This window comes from Tardiphaga alba (genome assembly GCF_018279705.1).
In the GTDB taxonomy this organism is placed as follows: domain Bacteria; phylum Pseudomonadota; class Alphaproteobacteria; order Rhizobiales; family Xanthobacteraceae; genus Tardiphaga; species Tardiphaga alba.
On sequence record NZ_CP036498.1, the window covers coordinates 4,523,054 to 4,549,316 of the forward strand.

Here is a 26,263-nt window from a genome sequence, read left to right on the forward strand (position 1 = left end):
TCAGACGATCAGAACATCATGCGACGTCAGCGGGGCGGTCACACCTTTTAACGTGATCGACGCATCGTGGCCGAGATCGATCACCGTATCCTGACCGACCACATGGACCGCCAGCTGCGCAAGATCCTTCGCGATCGACGAGGCGATCTGGATCACATCGTGATTGGCGCCCGGCCCGGCATGGAAATTGTTGATCACATCGTGGCCTGACGCCTGCTTGAACACGAAAGTGTCACCGCCGGCGCTGTTCATGATGTCGTTGCCCGCCGTGCCGGTTAGCGTCACGCCGGCCTTATAGGCGGTCATGGTGTGCGAACCGTCCTTGTTGTCGAGCACGGTCGCAAGCCGCTGGCCGGAGGCGTCGAGCATGTCATGCTTGGCGACATAGGCCTGATTGGCCACAGCGAAGGTATCGACACTCTTGCTGCCATCCGCATGGCGCGTCGTAACACTGGTGACCGCGCCATTTGTCGCAAAGCTCGACTGCACATAGGAGCCGTCGGTCTGTGTGACCGTCTGCATTTTGAGATGGCCGACATCGTCATACTGGGCGAGCATCTTGACGCCTGTGCTGTCCACCGTCTGCTTGACGGCCAGCGATCCATCCTTGTGGAACTGCTCGATCAGCACACTCTTGCCGGCGGCATCCCGGATCACATGCTCGCTGGTATAGGCTTTGCCAGCGATGTCATAGGTCATGGTGTCACGCGTGCCGTCCGCGCTGCGGATGGTCTGGCTGGAGATGCCGCCATCGGCCTTGTAGAGGGTCTGCACGATGGAGCCATCCGTCTTGGTGACGGTCTGCTGCGACAGCTGGCCGAGCTTGTCATATTGATTGAACGTCTTGGTGCCGGCCGCATCCACGGTCTGCTTCATGGCGAGCGACGTGTCGTCGCGAAAACCTTCGATCAGCATGCTCTTGCCGGCAGCGTCGGTCACCGTGTGGCGGGACGTGTAGTCCTGCCCGGTGATCCCGTATTCGCGGATGTCGCGCGTGCCATCGGCATTGCGTATCGTGGCATTGGTCTCAATCCCCGCGGCATTGAAGACAAATTGCTGGAACGAGCCATCCTTGTAGCTGTTCAGCAGGTTGGTCAGATGCCCGTCGCCATCGAAATCGCTGCGCGACACCGATCCGTCGCCATTCACGATCTGGCGGAAGGCAAGGTCGCCATCCCCGTAGAAGCGCTCGACCAGTGTCGTCTTGCCGCCCGAGGCGATCACACTGTGTTCGGACGTGTAGGCCTTGCCGGTGATGTCGCGGGTGAACACGTCACGCGAGCCATCGGCATTGCGGATGGTTTCGCTGGTCACCGTGGTGCCATTCGATGCCAGCGCCTGATATTCGCCGCCCTTGGCAAGCGCCGACTGGCTGGTGGTGAAACCAGCGGTGGAGATCGTCGCATCCGCGAATTTGAAATATTCGACGTTGGTGATGCGATCGGTGCCGTCCCGCGCCGCGACGCTGTCGGTCACGACCAGCTGGCCGTTCACGAAGGAGATCGTGTAGTCCGCGGCCTTGCCGGAGAACACCGCAGTATCGACCCCCTCGCCGCCGTCGATCACGTCATTGCCGATGCCGCCGGTAATGATGTCGTTGCCGGCGCCGCCATAGATGATGTCATTGTCGCTATTGGCGCCAAAGAACCATTCCTGATGCGCGGCGGCATCCAGATGGATACTGCGCACATAGAGATCGAAGGTGCCGGGCGCACTGGCATTGATCGCTTCCTTCGGCGCGACGGCAACGCCGTTGATGATCAGATCCTTGAGATGCAGCGCGCGGCCGGGCGCCGAATTCATCAGCGCGACATCGAAGCTCGTGAATTGCTCGGGATTGGCGAAGGTCACCGTGTAAGTCTGATAGCCCGCGGGATCCGTAGCCGGCTTGAACTCCAGCAGTGCCGAGACCGGCTGGCCATTGACCATGATCTGGACCTGGGCGTTCGCGCCGCCCCCGCAGTGCCATAGCCCGTCAGCGTCACTGTCGTCGTGGCCAGCTTGCCATAGATCGATGGCCCGCCGATGATGGTGTCGTTCCCATCGCCGCCATAGATCACGTCATTGCCAAGGCCGGCATTGATCGTATCGTTGCCGCGACCGAGATCGATGACGTCATGGGTAGCCGAACCGGTGATGGTGAGATCCAGCGTGGCGCCGTGGCCACTGAAATATTGCGCGACGATCGCTTCGGCCGGCTTGCCCATGGGCGAATAGCCGGTTTCGTTATATTTGCCGTTGAGATCCCACTGCCAGAGTTCGACGCCCTTCATCCAGCTGCCGCCATGCGCGCTCCACACCTGGAAGAACGCATTATAGGCGTCGGCCTGCTCTGCCGTGTCGGCCGGTGCATTCGTGGTCCAGGAGCCCGGGCGCATCGCCGTGCCGTCCATGCTGCGAAAGCCGGCCTCGGTCATCAGCACCTGCTTGCCATAGGTCTCCGACAGCGAATGCAGGAAATCCACCGGCGATTTGTGGTCGAAGGCCGCGGCATAATACGGATTGTAAGGAACCTCGGTCCAGGCGTGGATCATCTCCTGCACCGTCGGCGTCATGCTCGATGTCAGCGGCGGATAGGTGTTGACGCCGATGATGTCGAGCTGATCCCAGAAGCTCACCTTGAGCGCTTCGTCGGTGGCCGCCGAATAGGTGAGATCGCCGTGATAGACCTGCCGCACCGACGAGATGATGTCGGTCCAGTAGCCGCGATAGGCCGCGCCCGTCAGGCTGCTCATCTCGTTGCCGATGACGAATGTATCGACGCCGCCGCGTTGCGCGACATCGGCCAGGCGCACGATCTCGGCTTTATAGGACGCAAAGAAGCCGTTGATATCCGTCGGTGACAATGCGAAGGACGTGGTTCCATCGAGCGGCGAGATCGCCGCCTTGAACACCACCGACAATCCCGCAGCTTCCGCCGCCTTGAAACCGGCCAGCAGGCTTGCATCGCTTTCGGTCTTGCCGGCATGCGCGAACACGTCGCTGGTCGTCTTGTTCGTGGTCCAGATACGCGCGGTGAGGCTTACCGAATTGGAACCAAGCGCTGCGATCTGCTGGAACGACTGCGCAGCGGAGGCGCTGGCGAATTGTCCGTTCCACTCCGACAAGGCACCGAAGCCCTGCACGTCAAAAAGATTTGCCACTGAATGATCTCCGGTCCGCGGTTTCGTGGACGCTTAGCGCAATGAATTAACGGCAGCCTTAAGAGACCGATCCAAAGTTTTCCGAAAGCGAAAATTCAAATGGCGACTATCAAAGACGATCCGTTGCGTGATCTCTGCAACACAACGCAACACAGTTCCTGCCAAGGAACAGCGCATCTGCCGCGTGTTTCGGCAAATCTGTCGTTGCGCACCATCGCAACTCACTCATCAGTTCCACGCCGGAACAACAAAGCCGGCGCACATGTCGTGCGCCGGCTTGCGACGAAAGTTGCGATTCGTCGTGGTCAGCTGTTCTTCTGTTTAATGAGCGCAATCAGCGCGGCATCACGTTGCGTCACGAGATCCGTGCGCGATCGACCGGCGGCCTCCTGTGCAATCCCCTCGATCAGCGCGGCATTGACCTCGGGTCCGAGCTGCGGTGTGCCGAGATCGCGCCACCAGTCTTCCATCGCCGGGCCGATGTGATCGAGGAAATGCTTCATCCCGCCTTCGCCGCCGGCGAGGCTGAAGATCATATGCGGCCCCATGATCGCCCAGCGCAAACCTGGCCCCTGAGCAATCGCCGTATCGACATCCTCGACACTGGCGATGCCGCTCGCCACCGCATGCACGGCTTCGCGCCACAAGGCGGCCTGCAGACGATTGGCGAGATGGCCGGGGACCTCCTTGTTGAGACGGATCGGCGCCTTGCCGGTGTGGCGATAGAAACCGTCGAGCCAAGTCAGCACCTCGGGCGACGTGGCCTTGCCGCCGACGATCTCCACCAGCGGAACCAGATGCGGCGGATTGAAGGGATGGCCGACGGCGAAGCGTTCGGGATGCTTCAACCCGACCTGCAACTCGCTCATCACGAGACCGGACGTGCTCGACGCCACGATCGCATCGGGCTTCATGCAGGCTTCCATCTGCGCATAGAGCTGACGCTTGATGTCGGCGCGCTCGGGTCCGCTCTCCTGCACGAATTCGGCATCGCGCAGGGCTTCGGCCAGATCCGTGGTGAAGCGCCAGGGCTTTGGCGTGGTGTCGCTTGCAACGCCGAGCGCGACCAGCCCCTGCCATGCATTGGTGATCAATGCGCGCGTGGTGGCTTCAGCGGATGATTGCGGATCATAGACGGTGACGTCGAGCCCATGGGCCAGAAACAAGGCGGCCCAGCTGGCTCCAATGGTGCCTGATCCGACAATGGCGACATGGCGGACGGCATTCGGTGCGATGAGTGGCATATGCGATCGATCTCTGCGTGCGTTTTCCCACCCGCAGTGTGACCGGTCGGAACCGGCATCGCAATCACCTCCTGCGTGCGCCAGCCCGCTGCACGCAAGTTCGGCTCACTCCCCGCCCAGCCCCAGCCGGTTCGGCATGCGCTTCTCGATATTGAATTTGAGCAAGGCTGCAGAGCGGAAGATGCCATGGGCGAATTTGCCGTAAGGCAGTGTCACGAACAGCGCCATCACCGTGCCGAGATGGATCGCCAGCCACAGCGCCATGAAGCGGGTGTCGCGCAGCACCAAGAGCAGCAGGCCGGTGACGGACACCAGCAGCAGCAGCATGATGAAACCACGGTCCATGGCGTTCTGCTTCACGTCGGCGCGCAGCGCGTCGCGCTTGAAATTCAGCCAAAGCAGGCCAACCGGGCCGATGATGAGTCCGATGCCGCCAAGCGTGCCGAGGATCACCGGCGCGCTGGTGTAGGCATAGGGCGCCTGCAGCTTCCAGATATAGTGATACAGCGTCGCTACACAGGTGGAGGCGAAGCACAGCAGGAAGCCGTAGAGCGTGAACTGATGGAAGCGACGGCGCCACAGCGTGAACGCATCGTCGCCCTCGTTGCAGCCATCGCCATGTCCGCCACCGAGATATTTTAGGCGCGCCACATCGTGGACGGCCTCGGCCACGGCCGGCACGCGCGCTTGCGCAGCAGCTTTGATGTCTGCGGGCGTGCCATCCTTGGTCGGCGACACTTCGCGCCAGAACTTGATCACGCCGATCATCAGCGCAAGGATGGAGAAGCCGAACACGGAGCCGAACAGCAGCGCCATGAAATTATGCGGAAAGATCGCGTAGAAATTACCCTTTAGGGGTTCGTGGATCAACCTACCATTCATGGCGATCGCCAGGATCATGAACAGTGCGAGGCCGCCGGACAGCGCGAAAGCGACGGTAAGGCCGGCCTTCTCGTAGAGCTTTCCGAATGCGCGCGGCCACGCATAATCCTGATAGGTGCGCACGCGCACCTTGGCCATGGCCTGCGGGACATTGACCGCGAATTCATGCGGCGGCGCATATTGGCAGGCGTAAAGACACGAACCGCAATTGTGGCAGAGGTTCGCAAGGTAATGCGTATCGGCCGCGTTGAATTCGAGCCGGCGCGTCATGGCCGGGAACACGGCGCAAAAGCCTTCGCAATAGCGGCAGGCGTTGCAGATCTGCATGACGCGCGCGATCTCTGCCTCACCGGCGGTCATCGCGTCAGCGAGATTGATGCCGCCCTGGCAGGCGCCGTCTTGCGGCGGTGCCAATTCAGTGACCGGCGGCATAGGCGAGTTCCTCTTTGAAAGTCGGGTGGTGATGCCCGGCGCTGGCTGCGGCATTGACGCCGGCGATGCGGCCGAAGGCGGTGCCGATGCTCATGCCGACACCGGCGGTGTAGCCCTTGCCCAGCACATTGCCGGCCACCATCTCGCCGGCGGCGAACAGGTTGGTGCTGGCGACACCTCCGAAGCGGCAGGCGGCCGTCTCGTCGGTCTTCATGCCGAGATAGGTGAAGGTGATGCCGGGCTTGAGCGGATAGGCATGGAACGGCGCGGTGTCGATCACGCGCGCCCAATGCGTCTTGGCAGGCACGACACCGTCAGTGCGGCAATCGTCGAGCGCGGTGTGATCGAAGGTTCCGGGCTGGCATGCTGCGTTATAGGCGTTCAGCGTTTCCATGAAGGTCGTGGGATCGACGCCGATCTTCACAGCGAGTTCTTCCAGCGTGTTCGCCTTGGTGCCATCGAACACCGGCGGCATGAAGCGGCCGATGGCCTTCTGATCGATGATCGACCATGCGGTCTGCCCGGGTTGCTGGGCGACGAGGCGGCCCCAGATCGCATAGCGCTTCGGCCAGAAGTCCTCGCCCTCATCATAGAAGCGCTTGGCTTCGCGATTGACGACGACACCGAGCGAGACGCAATCGATGCGCGTGCAGATGCCGCCATCATAGAGCGGCGCGCGCGCGTCGATGGCGACGCAATGGGCCTGCGTGGGATCGCCGATGCTGTCCGCACCGGCATCGATCATGAACTTGAGCAGGACGCCTTGGTTAAAGCGCGTGCCGCGGATCAGGAAGTTTTCTGCGGTCCACTCCCCGCGCTCGTTCTGGCCCCAGGCTTCGCGCTGCCATTCGAGATTGGACTCAAAGCCGCCGCAGCCGAGCACGCAGCTTTTTGCAGTAATGCGCTCGCCGCTTTCGGTGATGGCGGCGACGAACTGGCCGTCCTTCAGTTCAAGGCTCTTCACCGGCGTGCTGTAGCGGATCTTCACGCCCAGCACTTCAGCACTGCGGTAATACGCATTCACCAGCGCCTTGCCGCCGCCCATGAAGAAGGCGTTGGTGCGCGCCACATGCAGCGCGCCGGAGAGCGGCGGCTGGAAATGCACGCCGTGTTTCCGCATCCATGGCCGGCAGCGCGAGGAATGGCGGATCACCATGCGTGCCAACGGCTCATTGGTGATGCCGCCGGTGACCTTGAGCAGGTCCTGCCAGAACTCTTCTTCCGGATAGGCTTCGACCAGCACGTCCTGCGGGGCGTCATGCATGCAGCGGAGATTGCGCACATGCATGCTATTGCCGCCGCGCCATTCCTTCGGCGCGGATTCCAGCATCAAGACCGATGCGCCGGCCTCGCGCGCCATCAGCGCCGAACACAAAGCCGCATTGCCGCCACCAATGACGAGAACGTCGGGCATGGATGAGGACGAAGCCATCGATCGATACGTCTTTCCTAGGATTGAAATGCCGGCCACTCGCCGCCGAGATTTTCGGTGAGCTTTTGCGCGACAGGGCCGAGCACGCTCTTCATCTGCGCGATCTCTGCCGCGCCGAACCGTTCGCGCGGGCCGGACAGCGAAATCACACCGACCAGCATGCCGCGCGGGCCGAACACCGGCGCGGCGACTGCCGCACAGGAGGGATCACGCTCGCCGAGCGAGACATCGCTGCCGTTGGCGCGGATGGCGTCGTAGCGATCGCCGGTCGCGCCATCATAGGCCAGGATGATGTGACCGGCGGCGCCGCGCAGCAGCGCATAGCTGTGGCCGGCCTCAACGCGATCCAGCGTCGCGTGACGCGAATTGACGCGATAGAGGCAGACGCGGTTGTCGGTATCCTGCCGCACATGGAAGGACGCACTCTCGGTGCCGCGATCCACCAGCTCCTGCAGCGCCGGGACCACATTGTGGCCCAACGCATTCTTGCGGGTGAAGGCGACGCCGAGACGGAAGGCGGTGGGACCGAGATCATAGGTCCCGTCCGGCAGCCGGGTGACGTAACCGGTCGGGATCAGAGACGAGAGCAGGCGCAGGATCGTGCTCTTGTAGAAGCCGGTGCGCAAAGCGAGTTCGGCCAGCGTCATCGGCTTGTCGGCATGTTCCAGCGCGGAGACGATGGACAGCGCCCGCTCGACGGCGGCAACTCCCTCGCCGCCCTCACGGGCAGGCAAATCGGCCTTGGTTTTCGGTGCAGGCTTGTTCATCGTGGTCCGATCAGGTGCGCGATTTCTCGAGGACGCGTGCGATCACCGGCCAGTAGAGATCGCCGTCACCGGCGTCAATCGCCTGGCCCAGAACCTTGTCCGCGAGTTCCGCGCCCTGCAGCTGGATGTTCACCGACTTGGCGAGATCGAGCGCGTAGGAGATGTCCTTGCGGGCATATTCGGTGGAGAACGCGCGCTCCGGGAACGTGCCCGGCAGCATCGCCTTCATGCCGTGATTGCGCAAAGCAAAACTGTCCGCCGAGCCCTTGGCCAGCGTCTCGAACACCACCTTGGGATCGAGGCCGGCGCGCTTCGCCGTTTCCAGCGCTTCGCTGAGCGCGACCACGGTTTCCATCAGCACCATATTGTTGAGGATTTTCACCACCTGCCCGGCGCCGATATCGCCACAATGGGTGATGTCGGACGCAAAAGTCGCGATCAAGGGCTGCAGCTTTGCGTAGTTTGCGGCGGAAGCGCCGACCATGACGCTGAGCGTGCCGTCTTCGGCCGCCTGCCGCGTGCGCGCGATCGGTGCGTCCGCAAACTGCGCGCCCTTGGCGGCGAATTTCTTGGCGAGCTCGCGGCTGGCTTCCACCGGCGAGGTGCCGAGGTCAACGATGGTGTGGCGTGCATCAGCTTGAGCCAGCAAGCCGTCATCGCCTTCGCACACGGCCTGCACATGCTTGCCGCTCGGCAGCGCCATGAAGATCACGTCGCAGAGTTTTGCGAGTTCGGCGAGCGTCGCAGCGCGCTTGACGCCAGCTTCCGCCAGACGCTCCAGCGGCGCGTCTGCGCGGTCGAAACCATAGACGGGCACCCCCGACTTTTTCGCGAGATTTCGGCACATCGGCTCGCCCATCACACCAAGACCGATGAATCCAATGGCAGTCGTCATGCCGCTATTCCCTTATATTCCAAAAATCGAGATCAGAGGCGAACGCAGCCAGGCTGCGTTCGCGGGTTCTTGATGACTCAGCCCTTGACCAGCGGGCAGTTGCCTTCGCTCATCGGGCGGAAGGCCTGTTCGCCAGGCGAGGTGGTGACGACCTTGTAGTAATCGAACTTGTACTTCGATTCTTCCGGCTTCTTCACCTGCACCAGATACATGGTGTGCAGCACGCGGCCATCCGGACGCACGGTGACGTCCTTGTTATAAGCGTCGTTGACCTTCAGATCGTGCATCTTCTTGGCGACGGCGTCCGTATCCTTCGTGCCCGCAGCCTTCACAGCGGCGAGATAGTGATGCACGCCGCTATAGACGCCGGCCTGCACCATGCTCGGGACCTTGTTGTTGGTCAGCGCAAAGTAACGCTTGGACCAGGCGCGGGTCTGCTCGTTGAGGTCCCAGTAGAAGGACGTCGTCACCTGCAGGCCCTGCGTCGCCTTGAGGCCGAGCGCATTGACGTCGGTGATGAAGACGAGGAGACCGGCAAGCTGCTGGCCGCTCTCGACGATGCCGAATTCACCGGCCTGCTTGATGGCGGTCTGCACGTCGGCGCCCGAGGTGGCGAGGCCGACGACCTTCGCCTTGGAGCCCTGCGCCTGCAGCAGGAACGAGGCCATGTCGGCGGTCCCCAGAGGATGCGCGGACGAGCCGATCACCTTGCCGCCTGCGCCTTCGATGAACTTGGTCGCGTCACGCTGCAAAGCGTGGCCGAAGGCGTAATCGGCCGAGATGAAGTACCAGGTGTTGCCGCCGGCCTTGGTGATGGCTTCCGAGGTCAGCTTCGACAGGGCGTAGGTGTCATAATTGAAGTGGAACGAGATCGGCGAGCAGGCCTTGCCGGTGAAGTCCGACGAGCCCGGGCCGCTAATGGTGAAGATCTTGTTCTTCTGCTTGGCGACTTCGAGAATCGCGAAGCCGGCCGACGACGCTGCGCCGTCGGCGATCATGTCCACCTTCTCATTGTCGATCCAGCGGCGCGCAGTGGCCGCGGCAACGTCCGGCTTGTTCTGGTGATCGGCGGTGATGATTTCGATCTTCATGCCGTTGATCTCGCCGCCGAATTCTTCAGCCGCGAGTTTTGCCGCAGCGACGGAGCCGACGCCGCCATTGTCGGCGAACACGCCGGACTGATCGTTCAGCACGCCGATCTTGATGGTGTCGGCGGCGCTTGCGGCATGGGCCGACAGTACGAGCGCGGCGGATAAATAGAATGCGGTCTTCAAGGATGTCATCTGATGCCCCTCCTCAGGAACTCTGTTTTTGTTTGATCGTCTCAAGCACCGGCGCGATGTAACGCCGGAACTGCGCAGGATTCTCGCTCATCGGAAAATGACCGAGCGCTTCCATGACCGTCACTTCCGCACCCGCGATGCCAGACGCCGTGCGCACGGTGTCCTCGGGCGAGCACGAGAAATCGTATTCGCCGGTGAGCAGATAGAGTGGACAGGTCGTGGTATCGATCGCACCGGTGCGGCCACGCAGGTCGCCATCGACGCGATAGAAATAGAGATCGCCCTTGAACACGCCGGGGCCGCCCTGCTTGTAGGCCCACAGCGTTTCCATCCGCGCTTCCGCCGGCGACTGCGGCGCCACGAGGCCGGAGACCAAGGCGGCGCAGACTTCACCGCCATGGATGTCGGCACGGTTGAGCCAGGCGGTGTCGTACCACGGCGCCTGGAAATCAGCGGCTTCGAGACCGATCAGCGCGCGGAATTCGCTGGCGTGATCGATGGCAAGGTTGAGCACGATGCGGCCGCCGATGGAGCAGCCCATCACCACGGGCTTGTCGAGATCGAGCGCCTTGCAGAAGGCGCGGATGGTCTCGGTGTAGCGCTTGGTGGTGAGCTGATACTCGCTGCCATCCCAATTGGCGGGCGGGTTCGACTTGCCATGCCAGGGCAGATCGAAGGCGATGATGCGGTAGTGCTTGGTGAACTCTTCATCAGCCAGCAGATAGCGCCACTGGCGATTGTCGGAACCGGCGGTGTGCAGGCACACCAGCGGAATGCCCTGGCCGGCTTCCTCGAAATAGATCCGGTGCATGGTGCCACCGATATCGACATGCACATAGCGACCGACCATCGGCTCGATATAAGCGGTCATGCTGCACCTCCGGCATTGCGCGGCAGAGCGAGCAGATCCTTGAAAAATTGCAGATGGGTCATGAACGGCTTGATGTCGCCTTCGAGCGTGGCCTCGCCGCGCTTGGTGAGCGAGAGCAGATCATGCCACCCGGCCTTCGGCATCGGCTGCCAGAAGGCGGTCCATGCCTCCGGCGTGGCGCGATAGCTAAAGATCGACGAACGCATCAGCACCGGGGCCGGCACCATGTCGGTGATGCGGCCGGCACGGATGGCGACGTGATAGCTCTGCTCGGTGGAGCCGAGCAGGCAATCGACATCGAGAAAGCCGCCACGCTGAACCAATGCGACGTCGCGCTCCAGCAGCGTCGGCAGCTGTTCGAAGACAGCGCTGATAGCATCAGATTTTTTCAAGGCCGGACTCCTTGATGATCTTGCCCCACAGCTCGGTCTGCTTGGTGACGTGTTCGGCAAGGCCGGCGGGCGACGAGACGTCCGGCTCGAGGCCGATATCGGCGAAGAACTTCTTCGCCTCGTCCGTCGCCATCACCTGCAGAAACGCCTTGTTGAGCTTTTCGACCACATCGGCAGGCACATTCTTCGGGCCGAACAGGCCGCTCCAGGCGGCGAAGTCGTAGCCGGGCAGGCCGACCTCGGCCATCGGCGCCACATTGGGCAGCGACGACACGCGCTGCACGGTGGTTACACCTAGGGCACGCAGGCTGCCATTGTTGATGAATTCACGCGTCACCGCGACGTCGGTGATGACGAATTCGATACGGCCGCCGAGCAGATCGGTGATGGCCTGCGGCGTGCCGGGATAGGAAATACGCACGGCATCGATGGTGGCGAGCGAGCGCACCAGCTGCGCCGCGGCCATGCTGCCCGTGTTGCCGGAGCCGTAGCTCAGCTTGCCCGGATTGGCCTTGCCGTAAGCGATGAACTCCTTGAGGTCCTTCGCGGGAAAATCCTTGTTGACCACTATGACAAGCGGATTGCGCGTGAGGCGCGCGATCGGCGTGAAGTCGGCGACGGGATCGAACGGCATCTTGTTGTAGAGATGCACATTGGCCGAATGGGTGGAGTTGGTGGCGAGATATAGCGTGTAGCCATCGCCCGCCGCGCGCGCGACTTCGGCTGCGCCAATATTCGCGTTCGCGCCCGGCTTGTTGTCGACGAGGACCTTCTGGCCGAGCACAGCACCGACCTTCTCGGCGAGAAAGCGCGCTTCCACGTCAGTGGCGCTGCCCGCCGGGAACGGCACCAGCAGGCGGATCATCTTGCTCGGATAGGCGTCCTGCGCCTGTGCCGGCATCAACGTCATCGCGCTCGCGGCGAATACACCTGCGATGATTGCACGGCGTGTGATGGACCACGCGGCCTTGTGCCCACTCATGTCTCTGCTCCCAACCCTTGTTCTTGAAGCTTTGTTGTTCAGCGCATCCGACACGCGACGATCAGCATGCAAACGGCGCGCGTCGCGGCATCAGCCGCTGCGGTCATCGCCATCTCGCGTCGTTCGATCATCGGCATCTTCGATCTGATCCAATTCCAGAACGTTCTATTAGACAGAACGCTTGTTCTATTATGTGAACATATGTTTGATTGCCGCGCAAGCGAGGCGGAGTCAACCGCTTCCAGCGACGAAGAAAGTGGACTTGCGAAATGGCCTATCCAGAGATCGAGCTTTACGTAGATGGACAGTGGCGCCGGGCCTCCGGCGCGCCGATCATCAATCCCGCGGACGAAAGCGTGATCGGCACCGTGCCGCATGCCACCCGCGCCGATCTCGACGATGCGCTGGACGCGGCGCAGCGCGGCTTCCAGGTCTGGCGCAAGACGGCGCCGAATGCGCGCGCGCAGATCATCCTAAAGGCAGCCGCGCTGATCCGCGCGCGCGTTGATGAGATGGCCGTCGCCATGACGCTCGAACAGGGCAAGCCGCTCGAACAGGCCAAACTCGAAATCCTGCGCGGCGCCGAGATCATCGAATGGGACGCGACCGAAGGCATGCGCATGTATGGCCGCGTGATCCCCGCCGGTCCCGGTCTGCAGCACACGGTGTATCGCCAGCCGATCGGCCCGGTCGCGGCCTTCTCGCCGTGGAATTTTCCGATGAGCTCACCCGGCCGCAAGGTCGCCGGCGCACTGTCGTCGGGCTGCTCGATCATCCTGAAAGCGTCGGAAGAAACCCCGGCCGGCGCGCTGCAGCTGGTGCGCGCTTTTCATGATGCGGGCTTGCCCCGCGGCGTGCTCAATCTGGTGTTCGGCGACCCCGCCGAGATCTCCAGCTATCTGGTGCCGCATGATGCGATCCGCCTGATCACCTTCACCGGCTCGGTGCCGGTGGGCAAGCATCTCGCCGCCATGGCGGGCCAGGCGATGAAACCGGCGATCATGGAGCTCGGCGGCCACGGCCCGGTGATCGTGTGCGACGATGTCGATCCGGTTGCCACCGCAAAGGCGTCGGTCGCTACCAAGTCACGCAATGCCGGCCAGGTCTGCGTCGCGCCGACGCGCTTCTTCGTGCAGGAGAAGAATTTTGAGACCTTCGCAAAGACCTTTGCGGAAGGCGCCGCAGCGCTGAAGATCGGCAATGGCATGGATCCGACCACGCAGCTTGGCCCATTGGCCAATCCGCGCCGGGTCGATGCCATGGAGCGGCTGGTGAGCGATGCAAGGAAGCGCGGCGCGCGCGTGCTGGCCGGCGGCGAGCGTATCAACAATCGCGGCTATTTCTATCCGCTCACCGTACTGGCCGATGTGCCCGACGATGCGCTGGCGATGAATGAAGAGCCATTCGGCCCGCTGGCGCTGGTCAATCCGGTGAAGAATCTGGACGAAGCGATCGCCAAGGCGAACGCCCTGCCCTTCGGTCTCGCTGCCTACGCCTTCACGCATTCGGCTGACAACGTGCAGCGGATTTCGAACGATGTGGAAACCGGTAACCTCACCATCAACCACTTCGTAGCATCAACGGCGGAGACGCCGTTCGGCGGCGTGAAGGATTCCGGTTATGGCCGCGAAGGCGGCATCGAAGGTCTCGGCTGCTATACCGTGACGAAGAACGTCTCGCACAAATTTGGCTGAGACAGCGCAAAGCACTCACGCGATTGCGCGTGAGTGCTTTGCCATCACTGACAGGCCGCGTGCGGCTTCGTCACGCGTTCGGTCGAGACCGGGAAGCGCGCCAGCTTCTCGGCGGGGCGCGTCGGCCGCAGCACCAGATCACCGGTGCAATTCGGACAACGGCCGCCGAGCCGATTGTCAGCACAGTCTGCGCAGAACGTACACTCAAAGGTGCAGATCCGCGCAGCCGGATCGCCATTGGGAAGATCACGATCGCAGCATTCGCAATTCGGTCTGATCGCAAGCGGCATCACACCCTCCCTTTGTCGCTAGAGGCCCTTCGTTACGAGACCTTGCCCATTTCCTTGAGCACTTCATTCGCGGCCTTGAATGCATCGAGACCGGCGGGAATACCGCAATAGACGGTGGCGTGCAGCAGCACTTCCTTGATCTCTTCCACCGTCACGCCATTGTTGATGGCGCCGCGCGTGTGCAGCTTGACCTCGGGCGAGCGGTTCAAGGCGGTGAGCATCGCGAGGTTCAACATGCTGCGGGTCTTCTTGTCGAGGCCCGGGCGATTCCAGGCATAACCCCAGCACCATTCCGTGGTGATGTGCTGAAATGCCATCATGAAATCATTGGTCGACTGCATCGACTTGTCGACATAGGCCGCGCCGAGCACCTCGCGGCGCGTCGCCAGACCTGCGTCGAACAAGCCGCCGAGGGTGACCGTCTGATTGTAGCTCATAGGATGATCCTTTTTGTTGTCGTTTCGTCTTCGACGTTGCGGTGTTGGTTATATACCGAGATAGGCGGCACGGACTGCGGGATTGGCGTTCAGTTCTGCAGAACTGCCCTGCAGGCTGATACGGCCGCTCTCCAGCACATAGCCGCGCGCGGCGACATCGAGCGCCAGACCGACATTCTGCTCGACCAGCAAGATGGACGTCCCGCTGCGGTGGATTTTCGTGAATGCGTCGTGCATTTCCTCGACCACTTTTGGGGCGAGACCGTGACTCGGCTCATCGAGCAGCAACAGCTTCGGTTGCAGCATCAGCGCGCGGCCGACGGCCACCATCTGCTGCTCGCCGCCCGACAATGTCCCGGCCAATTGCCCACGCCGCTCGCGCAGGCGTGGGAACAGTTCGAAAATCCGCTCCATGCGTTCCGGCAGATCGGCGGCATGACGCGCGGTGAATGCACCGAGCATCAGATTTTCTTCGACGCCCATGTCCGGAAAGACATGGCGGCCTTCCGGCACATGCGCGATGCCGAGTGTCGGCACCTCATGCGCCGCGCGGGTCGCAAGATCGGTGCCTGCAAAACGCAGCGTCCCGGACACACGGGGGACGAGGCGGGAAATCGCGCGCAAGATCGTGCTCTTGCCGGCCGTGTTGGCGCCGATGATGCAGACGAACTCGCCCTCGAAGACCTGCAGATCGATGGCGTGCAGCACCTCGATCTCGCCATAGCCGGCATGAAGGCCCTTGATCTCGAGCAGTGGCTGAGCGGCATTCATGACTTGGCCTCCATCGAGCGGCCAAGATAGGCCTCGACCACGACGGGATCGTTCGCCACCTGCTGAGGCGTGCCGTCGGCAAGCAGGCGGCCGAAATTGAGCACCAGGATGCGATCGCAAATCGTCATGATGGCGCGCATGTGATGCTCCACCACCAATAGCGTGATCCCATCGTCGCGCAGCGAACGGATCAGATCCATGATCTCCTGCATCTCGACCGGATTAAGCGCCGCCATCACTTCATCGAGCAGCAGCACTTTAGGGCCGGTGCATAGTGCGCGCGCCAATTCGACACGTGCGCGCTCCGGAAATGACAGGTTTCCTGCCAGCTTGTGCGCGACAGATTTGAGCCCGACACGATCGAGACAGATCATCGCCTGCTCGCGTGCCGTCGCCACGTCGTGGCGCAGCAATCCCGCCGTCAGCACATTGTCGAGCACCGAACTCTCGGCGAACAACGCGACGTTCTGAAACGTCTTCGTCATGCCGAGTGCCGCAACCTTGTGCGGCTTGAGCCCGACCACGCTGGTATCGCCAAGCTTGATGCTGCCGCTATCAGGCTTGATCAGACCCACCAGCGTGCTGAAGAAGGTCGTCTTGCCGGCACCGTTCGGTCCGATCAGGCCGACGATCTGCCCCTTCGGGACGGAGAAGGTCACATCGGACAGCGCTTGCAGTCCACCGAAGCGGCGCGACACGCCGCGGACATCGAGGATGGTCATCAGCGTACTCCTCGCGATGACAGGCGCGCAATCAAGGCGTCGAACACGGTGATGAAACCGCGTGGACGCCACAGGATCACGGCGATGAGGATGACGCCGAAGATGAGCTGCGACAGGCCGGCAGCGCCGGCGGAGAACAGGTCGTTCATCAACTCCTCGACCGGGATGATGAACAGCGCCCCAAGGATCGGGCCGATCGGCGTGCCGACGCCGCCCAGAATGGCGATCAGCGCAACACGGATGGAGATCGCAGCAGCGCTGAACACCGTATCGGGATCGAAGAACACAGCGACCTGTGCGTAAAGCGTTCCCAGCATGGCCATCAGCACGCCGGAGATCACGGCGGTCTGCAGTTTCACCTTGGTGGTATCGATCCCGATCACCTCGGCCGCGGCCGGATTTTCCTTGATCGCGCGCAACCGATAGCCCATCGCCCCACGCCGGATCACCTCGAAGATGACGGTCACGATGATCAATGCGATCAGAGCGATATAGGTGTGAGGCAGGAGCTGTTTGAAGGAATAGGCGGCGAAGCTCGGCGGCACGAACGGCACCGAGAGGCCGCCCGGACCGCCGGTCAGCGGTGTCCAGACATTGGCGATCACGCGCATGACCTCGCCAAATGCCAGCGTCGCGAGTGCGAAATAGTGCCCCTGCAGGCGCATGGTCGGAATGGCGATGATGAATGCGGCCAATCCACCGAGCGCGCCGCCTGCGATCATGCCGATCCACGGGCTGATGCCGAATTTGAGCAGGAGGATCGTCGATGTGTAGGCGCCGATGCCGAAGAAGGCGGCGTGACCCAGCGAGGTCTGGTTGGCGAGACCGCCGATCAGATTCCACGCCTGCGCCATCGCAGCAAACAGCAGCGTGAAGGTCAGCACGCGAATCCAGTAGCCGGTCGGATTGAGCGCGAGCGGCAATAGCGCCGCAGCGACAATGACGAGAACGACGAGCATCCAGCGCTTCATCGGCTTGCTCCCACGAGACCCTGCGGCCTGACGGCAAGCACGAGAATGAAGACGAGAAACAGAAACAGATTTTGCAGCTGGATCGGGAAGAACAATGCCGACAGCGCCTGAATGACCCCGACCGCCAGGCCACCGACCACCGCGCCAGCCACGCTGCCGAGACCGCCGAGCACGACCACGGTGAACATCAGCACCACGAACTGGCCGCCGACACTGGGATAGACCGTGACATAAGGCAGGATCACCGCGCCGCCGAAGGCCGTGAGCCCGACGCCGAGCGCAAATGCCATCTTGTACATCAGCGCGGTATCGATCCCCATCAACTGCGCCGCCATGGGGTTCTGGGCGGTGGCCCGCATGGCGCGGCCGAACCAGCTGGTGCGCATGAACCACCACAGCGCCACGCCGCAAGCGAGCGACATGCCGAAAGCGATCAGATAGGGCACGCTGATGAACAGCGCGCCGAGTGACAGCGACATGGTCTGATAGGACGTCGTGACAGAGCGGAACTGCGAGCCGAAGGAGAGCAGCGCACCGTTTTCAAGCACGATCAGGAGGCCGACGGTCAGGAAGATCTGCGCCGCCGACGGCGCTTTCAACATCCGCGCGATCAATTGGCCCTGAACGAGCCAGCCCAGGGCGAACGCCACTGCAAAAGACAGCGGCGCCGCCAGGACGGGATCGAGACCGAGATAGGCCCAGGCGAACCACGACACGAACATGCCGATCATCAGGAACTCCGCCTGAGCGAAGTTCACGATGCCCATCACGCCGTAGACGAGGGTGAGGCCGATGGAGATGACGGCGTAAACGCCGCCAACCAGCAGCCCGTCAAGAATGGCTTGAAGAAAAGACACGATGCTCTTTCGCTAGCGGATCAGGACTTCCACTCGGCCGTGCCCTTGGCAACATCCTTGGGCCAGACGGTCACGAGCTCTTTCTTGCGCCACTGCACCATGACTGGCACCGAGAGGATGTTGAGGCCGGTGCTGTCGAATTCGACGGCGCCACCGGTCATCGCCTTGGTCCAGCCGCCGGTGAACTTCGCGCCGCGCAGCGCCATGGTGACGTCCTCGGCCTTGGCCGACTTCGCCTTCTCGATCGCCTGTACGAGCACATCGAGCGCGACGGCGTGTTCGAGGGCCTCATGCACCATGAAGTAGCCGAAACGCTTGCGGAATCGCTCGGTGAGTTCCGGTGCAAGATCGTAATTCGCCGGCGCGATCGAGAGCACGCCTTCGGCGAATTCGCCGAGCCCCTTCTCGAAGTCCGGAATGACATAGCCTGCCGCGCCGCCGATGGCCGGCATGGTGATGCGCTGCTGCCGCATGGTGCGGATCAGGAGCAGACTGTCGTTGAGGTAGGACACCGGGAACACCGCCTGCGCGCCGGAGGCACGCAGCTTGTTGATCAGCGGCGTGGTGTCGGTGATGCCGAGCGGATAGGCATCGTCCATCGCGATGTCGATATTGGCCGCCTTTGCTGCGGCGCGCAGACCATTGGCCTGCGCGGTGCCATAGGCGGTGTCTTCATACATGATCGCGATCTTGTCGATCTTGGCGCCCGCCGCCTGCGCGATCGCGACAGTGTAATCGAGTTGCGCCTTGCCCAGCGCCGACGCCTTGGCGACCACTTGGAAGATGTTCTTGTAGCCGCGACCGGTGATCTGGTCGGCGAAGGACATGGTCAGCAACGGAATGTCGCGGCGCTCGGTGACTTCTGAGATCGCGATGGTCAGCGACGACGCGAAGGCGCCGAGGATCGCGGTGACATCGTTCTGGGTGATGAGGCGCTGCGCCACCGTGCCGGCCGTCGTCGGCGTCGAGGTGGAATCGGCGACGATCAGATTGATCTTGGCGCCACCCAGCGCCTTGATGCCGCCCGCCGCATTGATCTCATCCGCGACCAGCTCGATGCCGTTTCGCGAATTGATGCCGAACTGCGCATTGGCGCCCGACAGCGGCATGATCACGCCGATATTGACCTGCTTTGCCTGCGCACGGGCGGACGAAATCACCCAAGGACTTGCGACGAGGGCAGCGGTGCCGGCGAGAACGGTGCGGCGATTGACGCCTCCACGCGTGGATGAGGTCTTCGACATGGCGTCTTCTCCCAGATTGAGGTGCCTTTGAGGCTTGCGCAATTGGGAACACAGAACAGACAAGCGGTCAAGCTGCTTGACAGATTGTCTGATAGGCGGTCAATTGACGCATGGCCAAAAATGACACGAATCTCAATGTTTCCCGGGAATCGACCAGCCTGCGTCAGCTTGTGGAGGACCGCCTCCGCTCGGCGATCGGCAGCGGCATGTTCAAACCGGGCCAGCGCCTGATCGAGCGAGAGCTGTGCGAACAGACCGGCGTTGGCCGCACATCGATCCGCGAGGCATTGCGCCAGCTCGAGGCCGAGGGCCTCGTCACCACGATCCCGCATCGCGGCCCGGTGGTCAGCACCATCTCCGCGGATGAAGCTGCCCAGCTCTATGAACTGCGGGCCCTGCTCGAAGCCTATGCCGGCCGCGAATGCGCGCGGCGGCGGGATCCGGCCATCATCGCGCGGTTGCGTAAGCAATTCGAGATCATGGGCAAAGTGGCGGGACAGGAAGATCGCAGCGACCTTCTTGCCGCCAAGACCGAGTTCTATGCAGCCTTGCTCGAAGGCTGCGGCAATGTCTTCGTCGAGCGCTTCTTGAAGATGCTACTGAACCGCGTCACGGTGTTGCGCATGACGTCGATGACGCAGGCCAATCGCATCGGTCGCAGCCTGAAAGAGATCGAAGCCATTCTCACGGCCATCGAGAAGGGCGACGAAGACGGCGCCGGGCAGGCCTGCGTGACGCATATCCAGAACGCAGCGACGATTGCCCTCGCAGCCCTACGCAGCGACGCAACCTGATCCAGGGCTGCCCGAACGGCGAGCCCGACAACAACAAACAAAGACAGAGGAACGCCAGTGTCCAGTTCATCCGCCATCGCGCCTCCGGCGAAAGTCACCGTCATCGGCCTCGGCAATATGGGCCGCCCGATGGCCGCCTGCATGACGCGCGCGGGCTATCAGGTAACGGGTTTCGATCTCTCCAACGCGGCGCGCGCAAAATTCACGCAGGAAGGCGGCTACGCCGCTGCCACCGTCGATGAAGCCATTGCGGGCGCGGCCGCCATCGTCACGCTGCTGCCCGACGGCAAGATCGTTCGCGCGGCCATCGAAGGCATCAAGACGAAACTCGCCAAAGGCACCGTTGTCATCGACATGAGCTCGTCGGCGCCGCTTGGCACCCGCGCGCTCGGCGAAGAGCTAATCGCAGCCGGACTCGAATTCATCGACGCCCCCGTTTCCGGCGGCGTGAAACGCGCCATCGATGGCACGCTCGCGATCATGGCCGGCGGCGCACATGCTACGATCGATCGCGCCGACCAGATCCTGCTCGCCATGGGCAAGTCGGTCTTCCGCACCGGGCCGCTCGGCTCCGGCCACGCCGCCAAGGCGCTCAACAATTATGTCTCCGCCGCCGGTCTTGCTGCGGCTGCCGAAGCCCTCGCCATCGGCAGCAAATTCGGCATCGAGCCAGACACGCTGGTCGATGTGCTGAACGCCTCCACCGGGCGCAACAACTCGACCGAGAACAAGCTCAAGCAGTTCATGATCTCGGAAACCTATGCATCCGGCTTCGCGCTGGCGCTGATGGCCAAGGATATCCAGACCGCCGACGAACTCGCGCATCAGATCGGCGTCACCGCGCCGCTCGCAGACGAGATCACGGCCATGTGGAACGCCGCGCTCCAGCAACTCGGCCCCACGTCCGACCACACCGAAATCGGCCGCTATCTCACCGCCAAGAAGTGAGGTCGCCGCGATGTCGGTCTTCGCGCAGCTGGTCGCACGGCTGAACGACGCTCTGGCGACGGCCGAGGTGAAAGCCTTCACGGCCGGCCTGTCGCTGCGCGTCCGCATCGATGTCGATGACCAGTCGCACGACCTCTTCATCAATGCATCGCCGGCACAGCCGGACATCGCCGGCGACATTGCCATATGGGCCAGTGCCGACGACTGGGCACTGGTTCTCGCCGATCCTCCGCCGCCGACCTATCACTCCTTCTCATCGATCCAGCTACGCAACCCGCGTTTCAAGATCACCGGCGATGCGTTGAGGATTGCGCAGGCGCGCGCCTGTTTCGAGGCGATCTTCGCCAATCTCACGGCGCATGACACGACGACGCCCCTGCCCGACCTTCAGCGCCTGCGTGGCAGCTATCATCGCGTCACGACGGCAACGGGCCAAGTCGCGCAGCTGTTCAGCGAGACCGCAGGCACTGGCACACCCGTCCTGTGTCTGCACACGGCCGGCGCCGATACCCGCCAATTTCACGGTATCATGTGCGATGACGAGCTGAGCAAGAACTGGCGCTTCGTCGGCTTCGACATGCCGTATCACGGCCGCTCGATGCCGCCGACGGGATGGGACGGCAGCATCTATTCGCTCGACCAGGCCACCTATCTCGACTGGTGCGTCAGCTTCATCGAACAGGTGATCGGCGAGCCCGTCGTCGTGATGGGCTGCTCGATGGGCGCCGGCATCGCGATGGTGCTGGCGGCCGAACGTCCTGATCTCATCAAGGCGGTCATCGCGCTCGAAGCGCCGCTGCGTCCGCGCGGCCGGCGCAATGCCTATCTCACTCATGCCCAGGTCAATGGCGGCTGGCATTCGGCCGCCTATGTGCGCGGCCTGCTCGGCCCGCAAAGTCCGGCGGACCTGCGTCGCCGCGCCGCCTTCATCTATTCACAGGGCGCACCGGGCATCTATGACGGCGACCTCGCTTTCTATTCGGACGAATTCGACGGCGAAGAAGTCGCCAGGCGCATCGATGGCCGCAGCATTCCAGTGTCGCTCCTGATCGGCCACTACGATTTCTCGGCCACCGTGAACGATGCGCACCAGCTCGCCGGCTGGATCGAAGGCGCCGAAGTGATCGAGATGCCCGAGCTCGGGCATTTTCCCATGACAGAACATCCAGCAGCAATGCTGCGCTATTTGCGGCCGATCTTCGCAAAATTGCACGCGACATCCTGATCCCGCGCGCTTCGCAGCGGAACAATCTCCGCTATACTCATGCCGGCTTCGGTCGACGTGGCCGAGCGACGTGACCAAGTGACTTGGGGAATACGATGAGCGTAATGAGCATGTTCGCGCGCGTGGTCGCGCTGGTCGGCGCGGGTGCGGTTGCATGGCGGCGCGCGCAGAGCGAGACGCCGACGCCGGCCTGGGGCAACGCCCCCGTTGTTCCGGAAGCCAAGCCGCAAGGCGCGATCCCGACGCTCAAAATGCCTACTGCCCGCGGCTGGGATGCCGGCCAGTTGCCCACCGTCGCTGATGGCCTCAAGGTCAATGCCTTTGCCACCGGCCTCGAACATCCGCGCTGGATCAATGTGCTGCCGAATGGCGACGTGCTGGTCGCCGAGTCCTCGCAGGTGGCGAGCCGTATCGGCAGCCTGTTCAGCTACGCCATGCAGGCCACCATGCGCCGCGCCAAGGCACTGGGCGAAAGCGCCAACCGCATCACCCTCTTGCGCGACCGTGACGGCGACGGCGTCGCCGAAGTGCAGCAGCCCTTCATGCAAAATCTCAACCAGCCGTTCGGCATGGCGCTGGTGGGCGACACCTTCTATGTCGGCAATGTCGATGGCGTCGTCGCATTCCCGTATACACAAGGTGCCGACAGCATCACGGCAGCGGGCAAAAAGCTCACGACATTCGGCACCGGCGGCCACTGGACCCGCAGCATCCTGCCGAGCCCTGATGGCACAAAGCTCTATATCGGCGTCGGCTCGCTCTCCAACATCGCCGAAAGCGGCATGGAGGTCGAGAAGGGTCGCGCCGCCGTTTATGAGCTCGACATCGCCACCGGCGAGTACCGCATCTTCGGGGCCGGCCTGCGCAATCCAGTCGGCCTCGCCTGGGAGCCGAGCACCCAGGCGCTATGGACCGTCGTGAATGAGCGCGACGGCATCGGCGACGAGACGCCGCCGGACTATCTCACCTCGGTGAAGGATGGCGGCTTCTATGGCTGGCCCTATTGCTACTGGGGCCAGACCGTGGACGACCGTGTGCCGCAGGACCCGGCGTTGGTCGCGACCGCCATCAAGCCGGATTACGCGCTCGGCGGCCACACGGCATCGCTCGGCCTGTGCTGGATGCCCGCGGGCACGCTGCCCGGCTTCGGCGACGGCATGGTGATCGGCCAGCACGGCTCGTGGAATCGCAGCAAGCTCTCCGGCTACGCCGTGGTGTTCATCCCGTTCGAGAACGGTCGGCCATCAGGCCCGCCGCGCGACATTCTCACCGGCTTCCTCGCACCGGATGAGAAGGTCTCCTATGGCCGCCCCGTCGGCGTCACCATCGGCCCCGACAATTCGCTGCTGGTGGCCGACGATGTCGGCGACGTGATCTGGCGCGTGACAGGCGCATAAGCGCCTTACACGCCCTCCACCGCCACGACCTCGACATGCGCGGCACCGGCGCGCGCCGCGCGGGCCTGGACATAACCGGGCGAATGGAAATAGGCGCAGGCCGCGTCGAAATCCGGAAACTCGATCAACACATTGCGTGCACGCGCGTCACCCTCTAGCGCCTCGAAGCGGCCACCGCGCGACAGCACCTTGCCGCCAAAGGCCGCGATCGCCGCCGTTGCGAGCGGGACATAAGCGGCGTAGCGCTCTGCGTCGAGAATATCGATGCGGCCGACGATATAGCCTTTGGGCATGACGAACTCCATTTCATGAAAGAAGCGCGCCCGCCTTGCCGGCGGACGCGCGGGGGTGTTACGTAGTGAGCATTACTTGGCGAGTAGCGGACAAGCGCTATCCGCCGCGGGCCGGAACGCCTGCTCGCCCGGCACAGTCGCGCCGATCTCGAAGAAATCCCAGTCTGCCTTCGATTCAGCAGGCGACTTCACCTTGGCGAGGCGAACGTCGCGCATCAGGCGACCATCGGCGCGGATCTTGGCCTGCTTGGTCATCAGGTCGTCCACCGGGGTTTCCTTCATCTTCTTCAGAACGGCCTGGGTCTCGGTGGTGCCCGCAGCCTTCACGGCCTTCAGATAGTGCATCACGCCGCTGTAGTTCATCGCCTGCGCCTCGCTCGGCGGGCGCTGCATGCGGGCGCGGAAGCGCTTGGCGAATTCGCGCGTCGCATCGTCCTGATCCCAATAGAAGACGGTGCTGATCGAGGTCCCCTGGGTCGCCTGCAGGCCGACGCTCTTCACATCGACGAGCAGCAGCGCCATGGCGGATGGCACTTGCTTCTTGCCGAAGATCGCGAATTCCTGTCCCTGCTTCAACGCATTCTGCAAATCGCCCACCGCGCTCGCGATCGCGATCACCTTCGCGCCAGAGCCCTGCGCCTGCAGCAAGAAGGAGCTGAAGTCCTGCGTGTTGATCGGATGACGCACCGAGCCGACAACCTTGCCGCCGGCGGCTTCCACCACCTTGCGCGTGTCGTTTTCGAGCGCATAACCGAACGCATAGTCGGCGGTGACGAAGAACCAGGTATCGAGGCCGGCCTTCACCATCTGCGCAGGCGCCGCGCCGGAGAACTGATAGCTGTCATAGCCCCAGTGGAAGCTGTTCGGCGAGCAGGCCTTGCCGGTCAGCTCCGACGTCGCAGCACCAGTGGCGATGGTGATGCGGTCCTTGTCCTTGGCGATGCCCTGGGTCGCGAGGCCCACGGAGGAATTGCCGAGATCGACGATCAGCCTGACATCCTCGGTATCGAACCAGCGGCGCGCGATGGTGGCGCCGATATCCGCCTTGTTCTGGTGGTCGGCATGCACCAGTTCGATCTTGCGGCCGAGCACGGTGCCGCCAAAGTCCTCGATTGCCAGCCGCGCGCCCTCGACCGAACCCATGCCCTGGGTATCGCTCAGCGAGCTCGACATATCCGTCAGCACGCCGATCTTCACCGGACCATCCTGCGCCTGCGCATGGCCGACCGCCGCCACGAATACCAGGCCGGCCACCATTCCCTTCAACATCATCTTGTCCTCCCTTTTTGTCGTTGTTGTTATATTTTCGTCAGGCGGTCAGGCCGCCATCGACCGGCAGATGCGCGCCGGTGATGAAGGACGCCTCGTCCGACAGCAGGAACAGCGCGGCATAGCCGACCTCTTCCGGCCGGCCAGCGCGTCCCATTGCGGTGGATGACCCAAATTTCTGCACCAACGCCTCGCGGTCCTGCCCCTTGGTCGCGGGCTGATCCTTGCGATCGACGAAATCGCGCGCCATCGGCGTGTCAAACGGTCCGGGGCAAACAGCATTCACGCGGATGCCTTCCTTGGCGTAGCGCTTGGCGAGGCCACGGACGAGACCGATCACGCCAGCTTTCATGCCGGAATAGACCGGGCTGAACTGCGACGCCGACATGCCGGACGTTGATGCGGTGAACAGCACGGAGCCGCCGCCACGCGCGCGCAGATGCGGCAATGCGGCGATAGTCGTTGCAAGCTGCGAGCGGATGTTGAGATCGACGGCGATGTCGAAATCCTGCCAGTCGAGATCCTCCACCGCTGCGGGTCCGGGATGCCCGAGATGATTCCAGAGATAATCCAGCGCGCCGAATTCGGCGACGGTGCGCGCGACGATCTCGGTGGAGGCCTTGCTGTCGCGCAGATCGGCGCCGATCGCGAAGGCGGTGCCGCCGGCATCGCGGATTTCCTTGGCCACGGCTTCGGCACCTGCGGCATCACGATCCACGATGCAGACCTTCGCGCCCTCGCGTGCCAGCAGGATGGCTCCTGCCCGTCCCATCCCGGATGCAGCCGCCGTCACCAGCCCCGACTTGTCCTTCATTCTCATCTGTAGAGCGCCTTTCCTCGTGTGGTTCTGATTTTGTTTTTCTCGAAGTGGATGCTGGATATCCGCGGAGTTACGAAGACCAGCACCGTCCGGCCCTGTGACACAATGGCTGACACGGGAAGGTCGGGATCGCGAGTGATGTCAACGAGAAGTGGACGCGCGGCGAGAGACATGCCCGGTGATTGTGCCTGAAGCATCCAAAGAGCGC

26 protein-coding genes are annotated in these 26,263 nt (G+C 62.9%); 5 read left to right on the forward strand and 21 right to left on the reverse strand.

The window, feature by feature from the left end; genetic code table 11:
* From RPMA_RS21580 to RPMA_RS21630, 11 genes are all read right to left on the reverse strand, one after another.
* The gene (locus RPMA_RS21580; protein WP_211909699.1) at window positions 1-1,929 is read right to left on the reverse strand and encodes a hypothetical protein; all 1,929 of its coding nucleotides are present in this window, start codon (window positions 1,927-1,929) and stop codon (window positions 1-3) included.
* Complete coding sequence (locus RPMA_RS21585; protein ID WP_211909700.1) at window positions 1,848-3,143, reverse strand: glycoside hydrolase family 113; 1,296 nt, start codon at window positions 3,141-3,143, stop codon at window positions 1,848-1,850. Before RPMA_RS21585 ends, RPMA_RS21580 begins: the two co-directional genes overlap by 82 nt.
* Window positions 3,144-3,448: 305 nt before the next feature.
* Window positions 3,449-4,387, reverse strand: coding sequence for a 3-hydroxyacyl-CoA dehydrogenase NAD-binding domain-containing protein (locus RPMA_RS21590; RefSeq protein ID WP_211909701.1), 939 nt, complete (start codon window positions 4,385-4,387; stop codon window positions 3,449-3,451).
* A 105-nt stretch (window positions 4,388-4,492) separates the two neighbouring features.
* Window positions 4,493-5,701, reverse strand: coding sequence for a tricarballylate utilization 4Fe-4S protein TcuB (gene tcuB / locus RPMA_RS21595; protein ID WP_211909702.1), 1,209 nt, complete (start codon window positions 5,699-5,701; stop codon window positions 4,493-4,495).
* Window positions 5,685-7,115, reverse strand: coding sequence for an FAD-dependent tricarballylate dehydrogenase TcuA (tcuA, locus tag RPMA_RS21600; RefSeq protein WP_211913768.1), 1,431 nt, complete (start codon window positions 7,113-7,115; stop codon window positions 5,685-5,687). The genes tcuB and tcuA overlap by 17 nt, the downstream gene beginning before the upstream one ends.
* Before the next feature lie 35 nt (window positions 7,116-7,150).
* Window positions 7,151-7,900, reverse strand: coding sequence for an IclR family transcriptional regulator (locus RPMA_RS21605; protein ID WP_211909703.1), 750 nt, complete (start codon window positions 7,898-7,900; stop codon window positions 7,151-7,153).
* Window positions 7,901-7,910: 10 nt separating this feature from the next.
* Entirely contained in the window at window positions 7,911-8,795 is an 885-nt protein-coding gene (locus RPMA_RS21610) for an NAD(P)-dependent oxidoreductase (protein WP_211909704.1), read from the reverse strand.
* A 77-nt stretch (window positions 8,796-8,872) separates the two neighbouring features.
* Entirely contained in the window at window positions 8,873-10,078 is a 1,206-nt protein-coding gene (locus RPMA_RS21615) for an ABC transporter substrate-binding protein (protein WP_211909705.1), read from the reverse strand.
* A gap of 13 nt (window positions 10,079-10,091) precedes the next feature.
* Window positions 10,092-10,949, reverse strand: a complete 858-nt coding sequence (locus RPMA_RS21620; RefSeq protein ID WP_211909706.1) for an alpha/beta fold hydrolase — start codon at window positions 10,947-10,949, stop codon at window positions 10,092-10,094.
* Window positions 10,946-11,341, reverse strand: a complete 396-nt coding sequence (locus RPMA_RS21625; RefSeq protein ID WP_211909707.1) for a hypothetical protein — start codon at window positions 11,339-11,341, stop codon at window positions 10,946-10,948. Before RPMA_RS21625 ends, RPMA_RS21620 begins: the two co-directional genes overlap by 4 nt.
* The gene (locus RPMA_RS21630; RefSeq protein WP_211909708.1) at window positions 11,328-12,323 is read right to left on the reverse strand and encodes a Bug family tripartite tricarboxylate transporter substrate binding protein; all 996 of its coding nucleotides are present in this window, start codon (window positions 12,321-12,323) and stop codon (window positions 11,328-11,330) included. The genes RPMA_RS21625 and RPMA_RS21630 overlap by 14 nt, the downstream gene beginning before the upstream one ends.
* A gap of 269 nt (window positions 12,324-12,592) precedes the next feature.
* Between RPMA_RS21630 and RPMA_RS21635 the strand changes: the two genes are divergently transcribed.
* Window positions 12,593-14,017: an NAD-dependent succinate-semialdehyde dehydrogenase gene (locus RPMA_RS21635; protein ID WP_211909709.1), complete on the forward strand. Its 1,425-nt coding sequence runs from the start codon at window positions 12,593-12,595 to the stop codon at window positions 14,015-14,017.
* Window positions 14,018-14,061: 44 nt separating this feature from the next.
* Here RPMA_RS21635 and RPMA_RS21640 read toward each other — a convergent pair whose 3' ends face one another.
* Genes RPMA_RS21640 through RPMA_RS21670 form a run of 7 tightly spaced genes read right to left on the reverse strand, consistent with a single transcriptional unit; the run spans window position 14,062 to window position 19,309 of the window.
* Window positions 14,062-14,307, reverse strand: a complete 246-nt coding sequence (locus RPMA_RS21640; RefSeq protein WP_211909710.1) for a DUF1272 domain-containing protein — start codon at window positions 14,305-14,307, stop codon at window positions 14,062-14,064.
* 32 nt (window positions 14,308-14,339) lie between these two features.
* A complete protein-coding gene (locus tag RPMA_RS21645) occupies window positions 14,340-14,744 on the reverse strand; it encodes a carboxymuconolactone decarboxylase family protein (protein ID WP_211909711.1) in 405 nt (134 codons plus the stop codon).
* 48 nt (window positions 14,745-14,792) lie between these two features.
* A complete protein-coding gene (locus RPMA_RS21650) occupies window positions 14,793-15,515 on the reverse strand; it encodes an ABC transporter ATP-binding protein (protein ID WP_249225338.1) in 723 nt (240 codons plus the stop codon).
* Window positions 15,512-16,237 (reverse strand): ABC transporter ATP-binding protein, encoded by a 726-nt coding sequence (locus RPMA_RS21655; protein ID WP_211909712.1) that lies wholly within the window; start codon window positions 16,235-16,237, stop codon window positions 15,512-15,514. Before RPMA_RS21655 ends, RPMA_RS21650 begins: the two co-directional genes overlap by 4 nt.
* Window positions 16,237-17,208 (reverse strand): branched-chain amino acid ABC transporter permease, encoded by a 972-nt coding sequence (locus tag RPMA_RS21660; protein ID WP_211909713.1) that lies wholly within the window; start codon window positions 17,206-17,208, stop codon window positions 16,237-16,239. Before RPMA_RS21660 ends, RPMA_RS21655 begins: the two co-directional genes overlap by 1 nt.
* Window positions 17,205-18,065, reverse strand: a complete 861-nt coding sequence (locus tag RPMA_RS21665; RefSeq protein WP_211909714.1) for a branched-chain amino acid ABC transporter permease — start codon at window positions 18,063-18,065, stop codon at window positions 17,205-17,207. Before RPMA_RS21665 ends, RPMA_RS21660 begins: the two co-directional genes overlap by 4 nt.
* A gap of 20 nt (window positions 18,066-18,085) precedes the next feature.
* Window positions 18,086-19,309, reverse strand: a complete 1,224-nt coding sequence (locus RPMA_RS21670; RefSeq protein WP_211909715.1) for an ABC transporter substrate-binding protein — start codon at window positions 19,307-19,309, stop codon at window positions 18,086-18,088.
* Between the two features lie 110 nt (window positions 19,310-19,419).
* Here RPMA_RS21670 and RPMA_RS21675 point away from each other — a divergent pair, with 110 nt between their 5' ends.
* The 4 genes from RPMA_RS21675 (at window position 19,420) to RPMA_RS21690 (ending at window position 23,673) form a co-directional block, all read left to right on the forward strand.
* Window positions 19,420-20,103 (forward strand): GntR family transcriptional regulator, encoded by a 684-nt coding sequence (locus tag RPMA_RS21675; RefSeq protein ID WP_211909716.1) that lies wholly within the window; start codon window positions 19,420-19,422, stop codon window positions 20,101-20,103.
* Window positions 20,104-20,160: 57 nt separating this feature from the next.
* Window positions 20,161-21,051: an NAD(P)-dependent oxidoreductase gene (locus tag RPMA_RS21680; protein ID WP_211909717.1), complete on the forward strand. Its 891-nt coding sequence runs from the start codon at window positions 20,161-20,163 to the stop codon at window positions 21,049-21,051.
* A 10-nt stretch (window positions 21,052-21,061) separates the two neighbouring features.
* Window positions 21,062-22,276 carry an alpha/beta fold hydrolase gene (locus tag RPMA_RS21685; protein ID WP_211909718.1) on the forward strand — a complete coding sequence of 405 codons (1,215 nt, stop codon included), beginning with the start codon at window positions 21,062-21,064 and terminating at the stop codon, window positions 22,274-22,276.
* Window positions 22,277-22,371: 95 nt separating this feature from the next.
* Window positions 22,372-23,673, forward strand: coding sequence for a PQQ-dependent sugar dehydrogenase (locus tag RPMA_RS21690; protein WP_211909719.1), 1,302 nt, complete (start codon window positions 22,372-22,374; stop codon window positions 23,671-23,673).
* Between the two features lie 5 nt (window positions 23,674-23,678).
* On the opposite strand, the gene RPMA_RS21695 is transcribed toward RPMA_RS21690, so the two are convergent.
* From RPMA_RS21695 to RPMA_RS21705, 3 genes are all read right to left on the reverse strand, one after another.
* Window positions 23,679-23,966 carry a DUF1330 domain-containing protein gene (locus RPMA_RS21695; protein ID WP_211909720.1) on the reverse strand — a complete coding sequence of 96 codons (288 nt, stop codon included), beginning with the start codon at window positions 23,964-23,966 and terminating at the stop codon, window positions 23,679-23,681.
* 72 nt (window positions 23,967-24,038) lie between these two features.
* Complete coding sequence (locus RPMA_RS21700; protein WP_211909721.1) at window positions 24,039-25,238, reverse strand: ABC transporter substrate-binding protein; 1,200 nt, start codon at window positions 25,236-25,238, stop codon at window positions 24,039-24,041.
* 37 nt (window positions 25,239-25,275) lie between these two features.
* Entirely contained in the window at window positions 25,276-26,055 is a 780-nt protein-coding gene (locus tag RPMA_RS21705) for an SDR family NAD(P)-dependent oxidoreductase (protein WP_211909722.1), read from the reverse strand.
* Window positions 26,056-26,263: the final 208 nt, after the last annotated feature.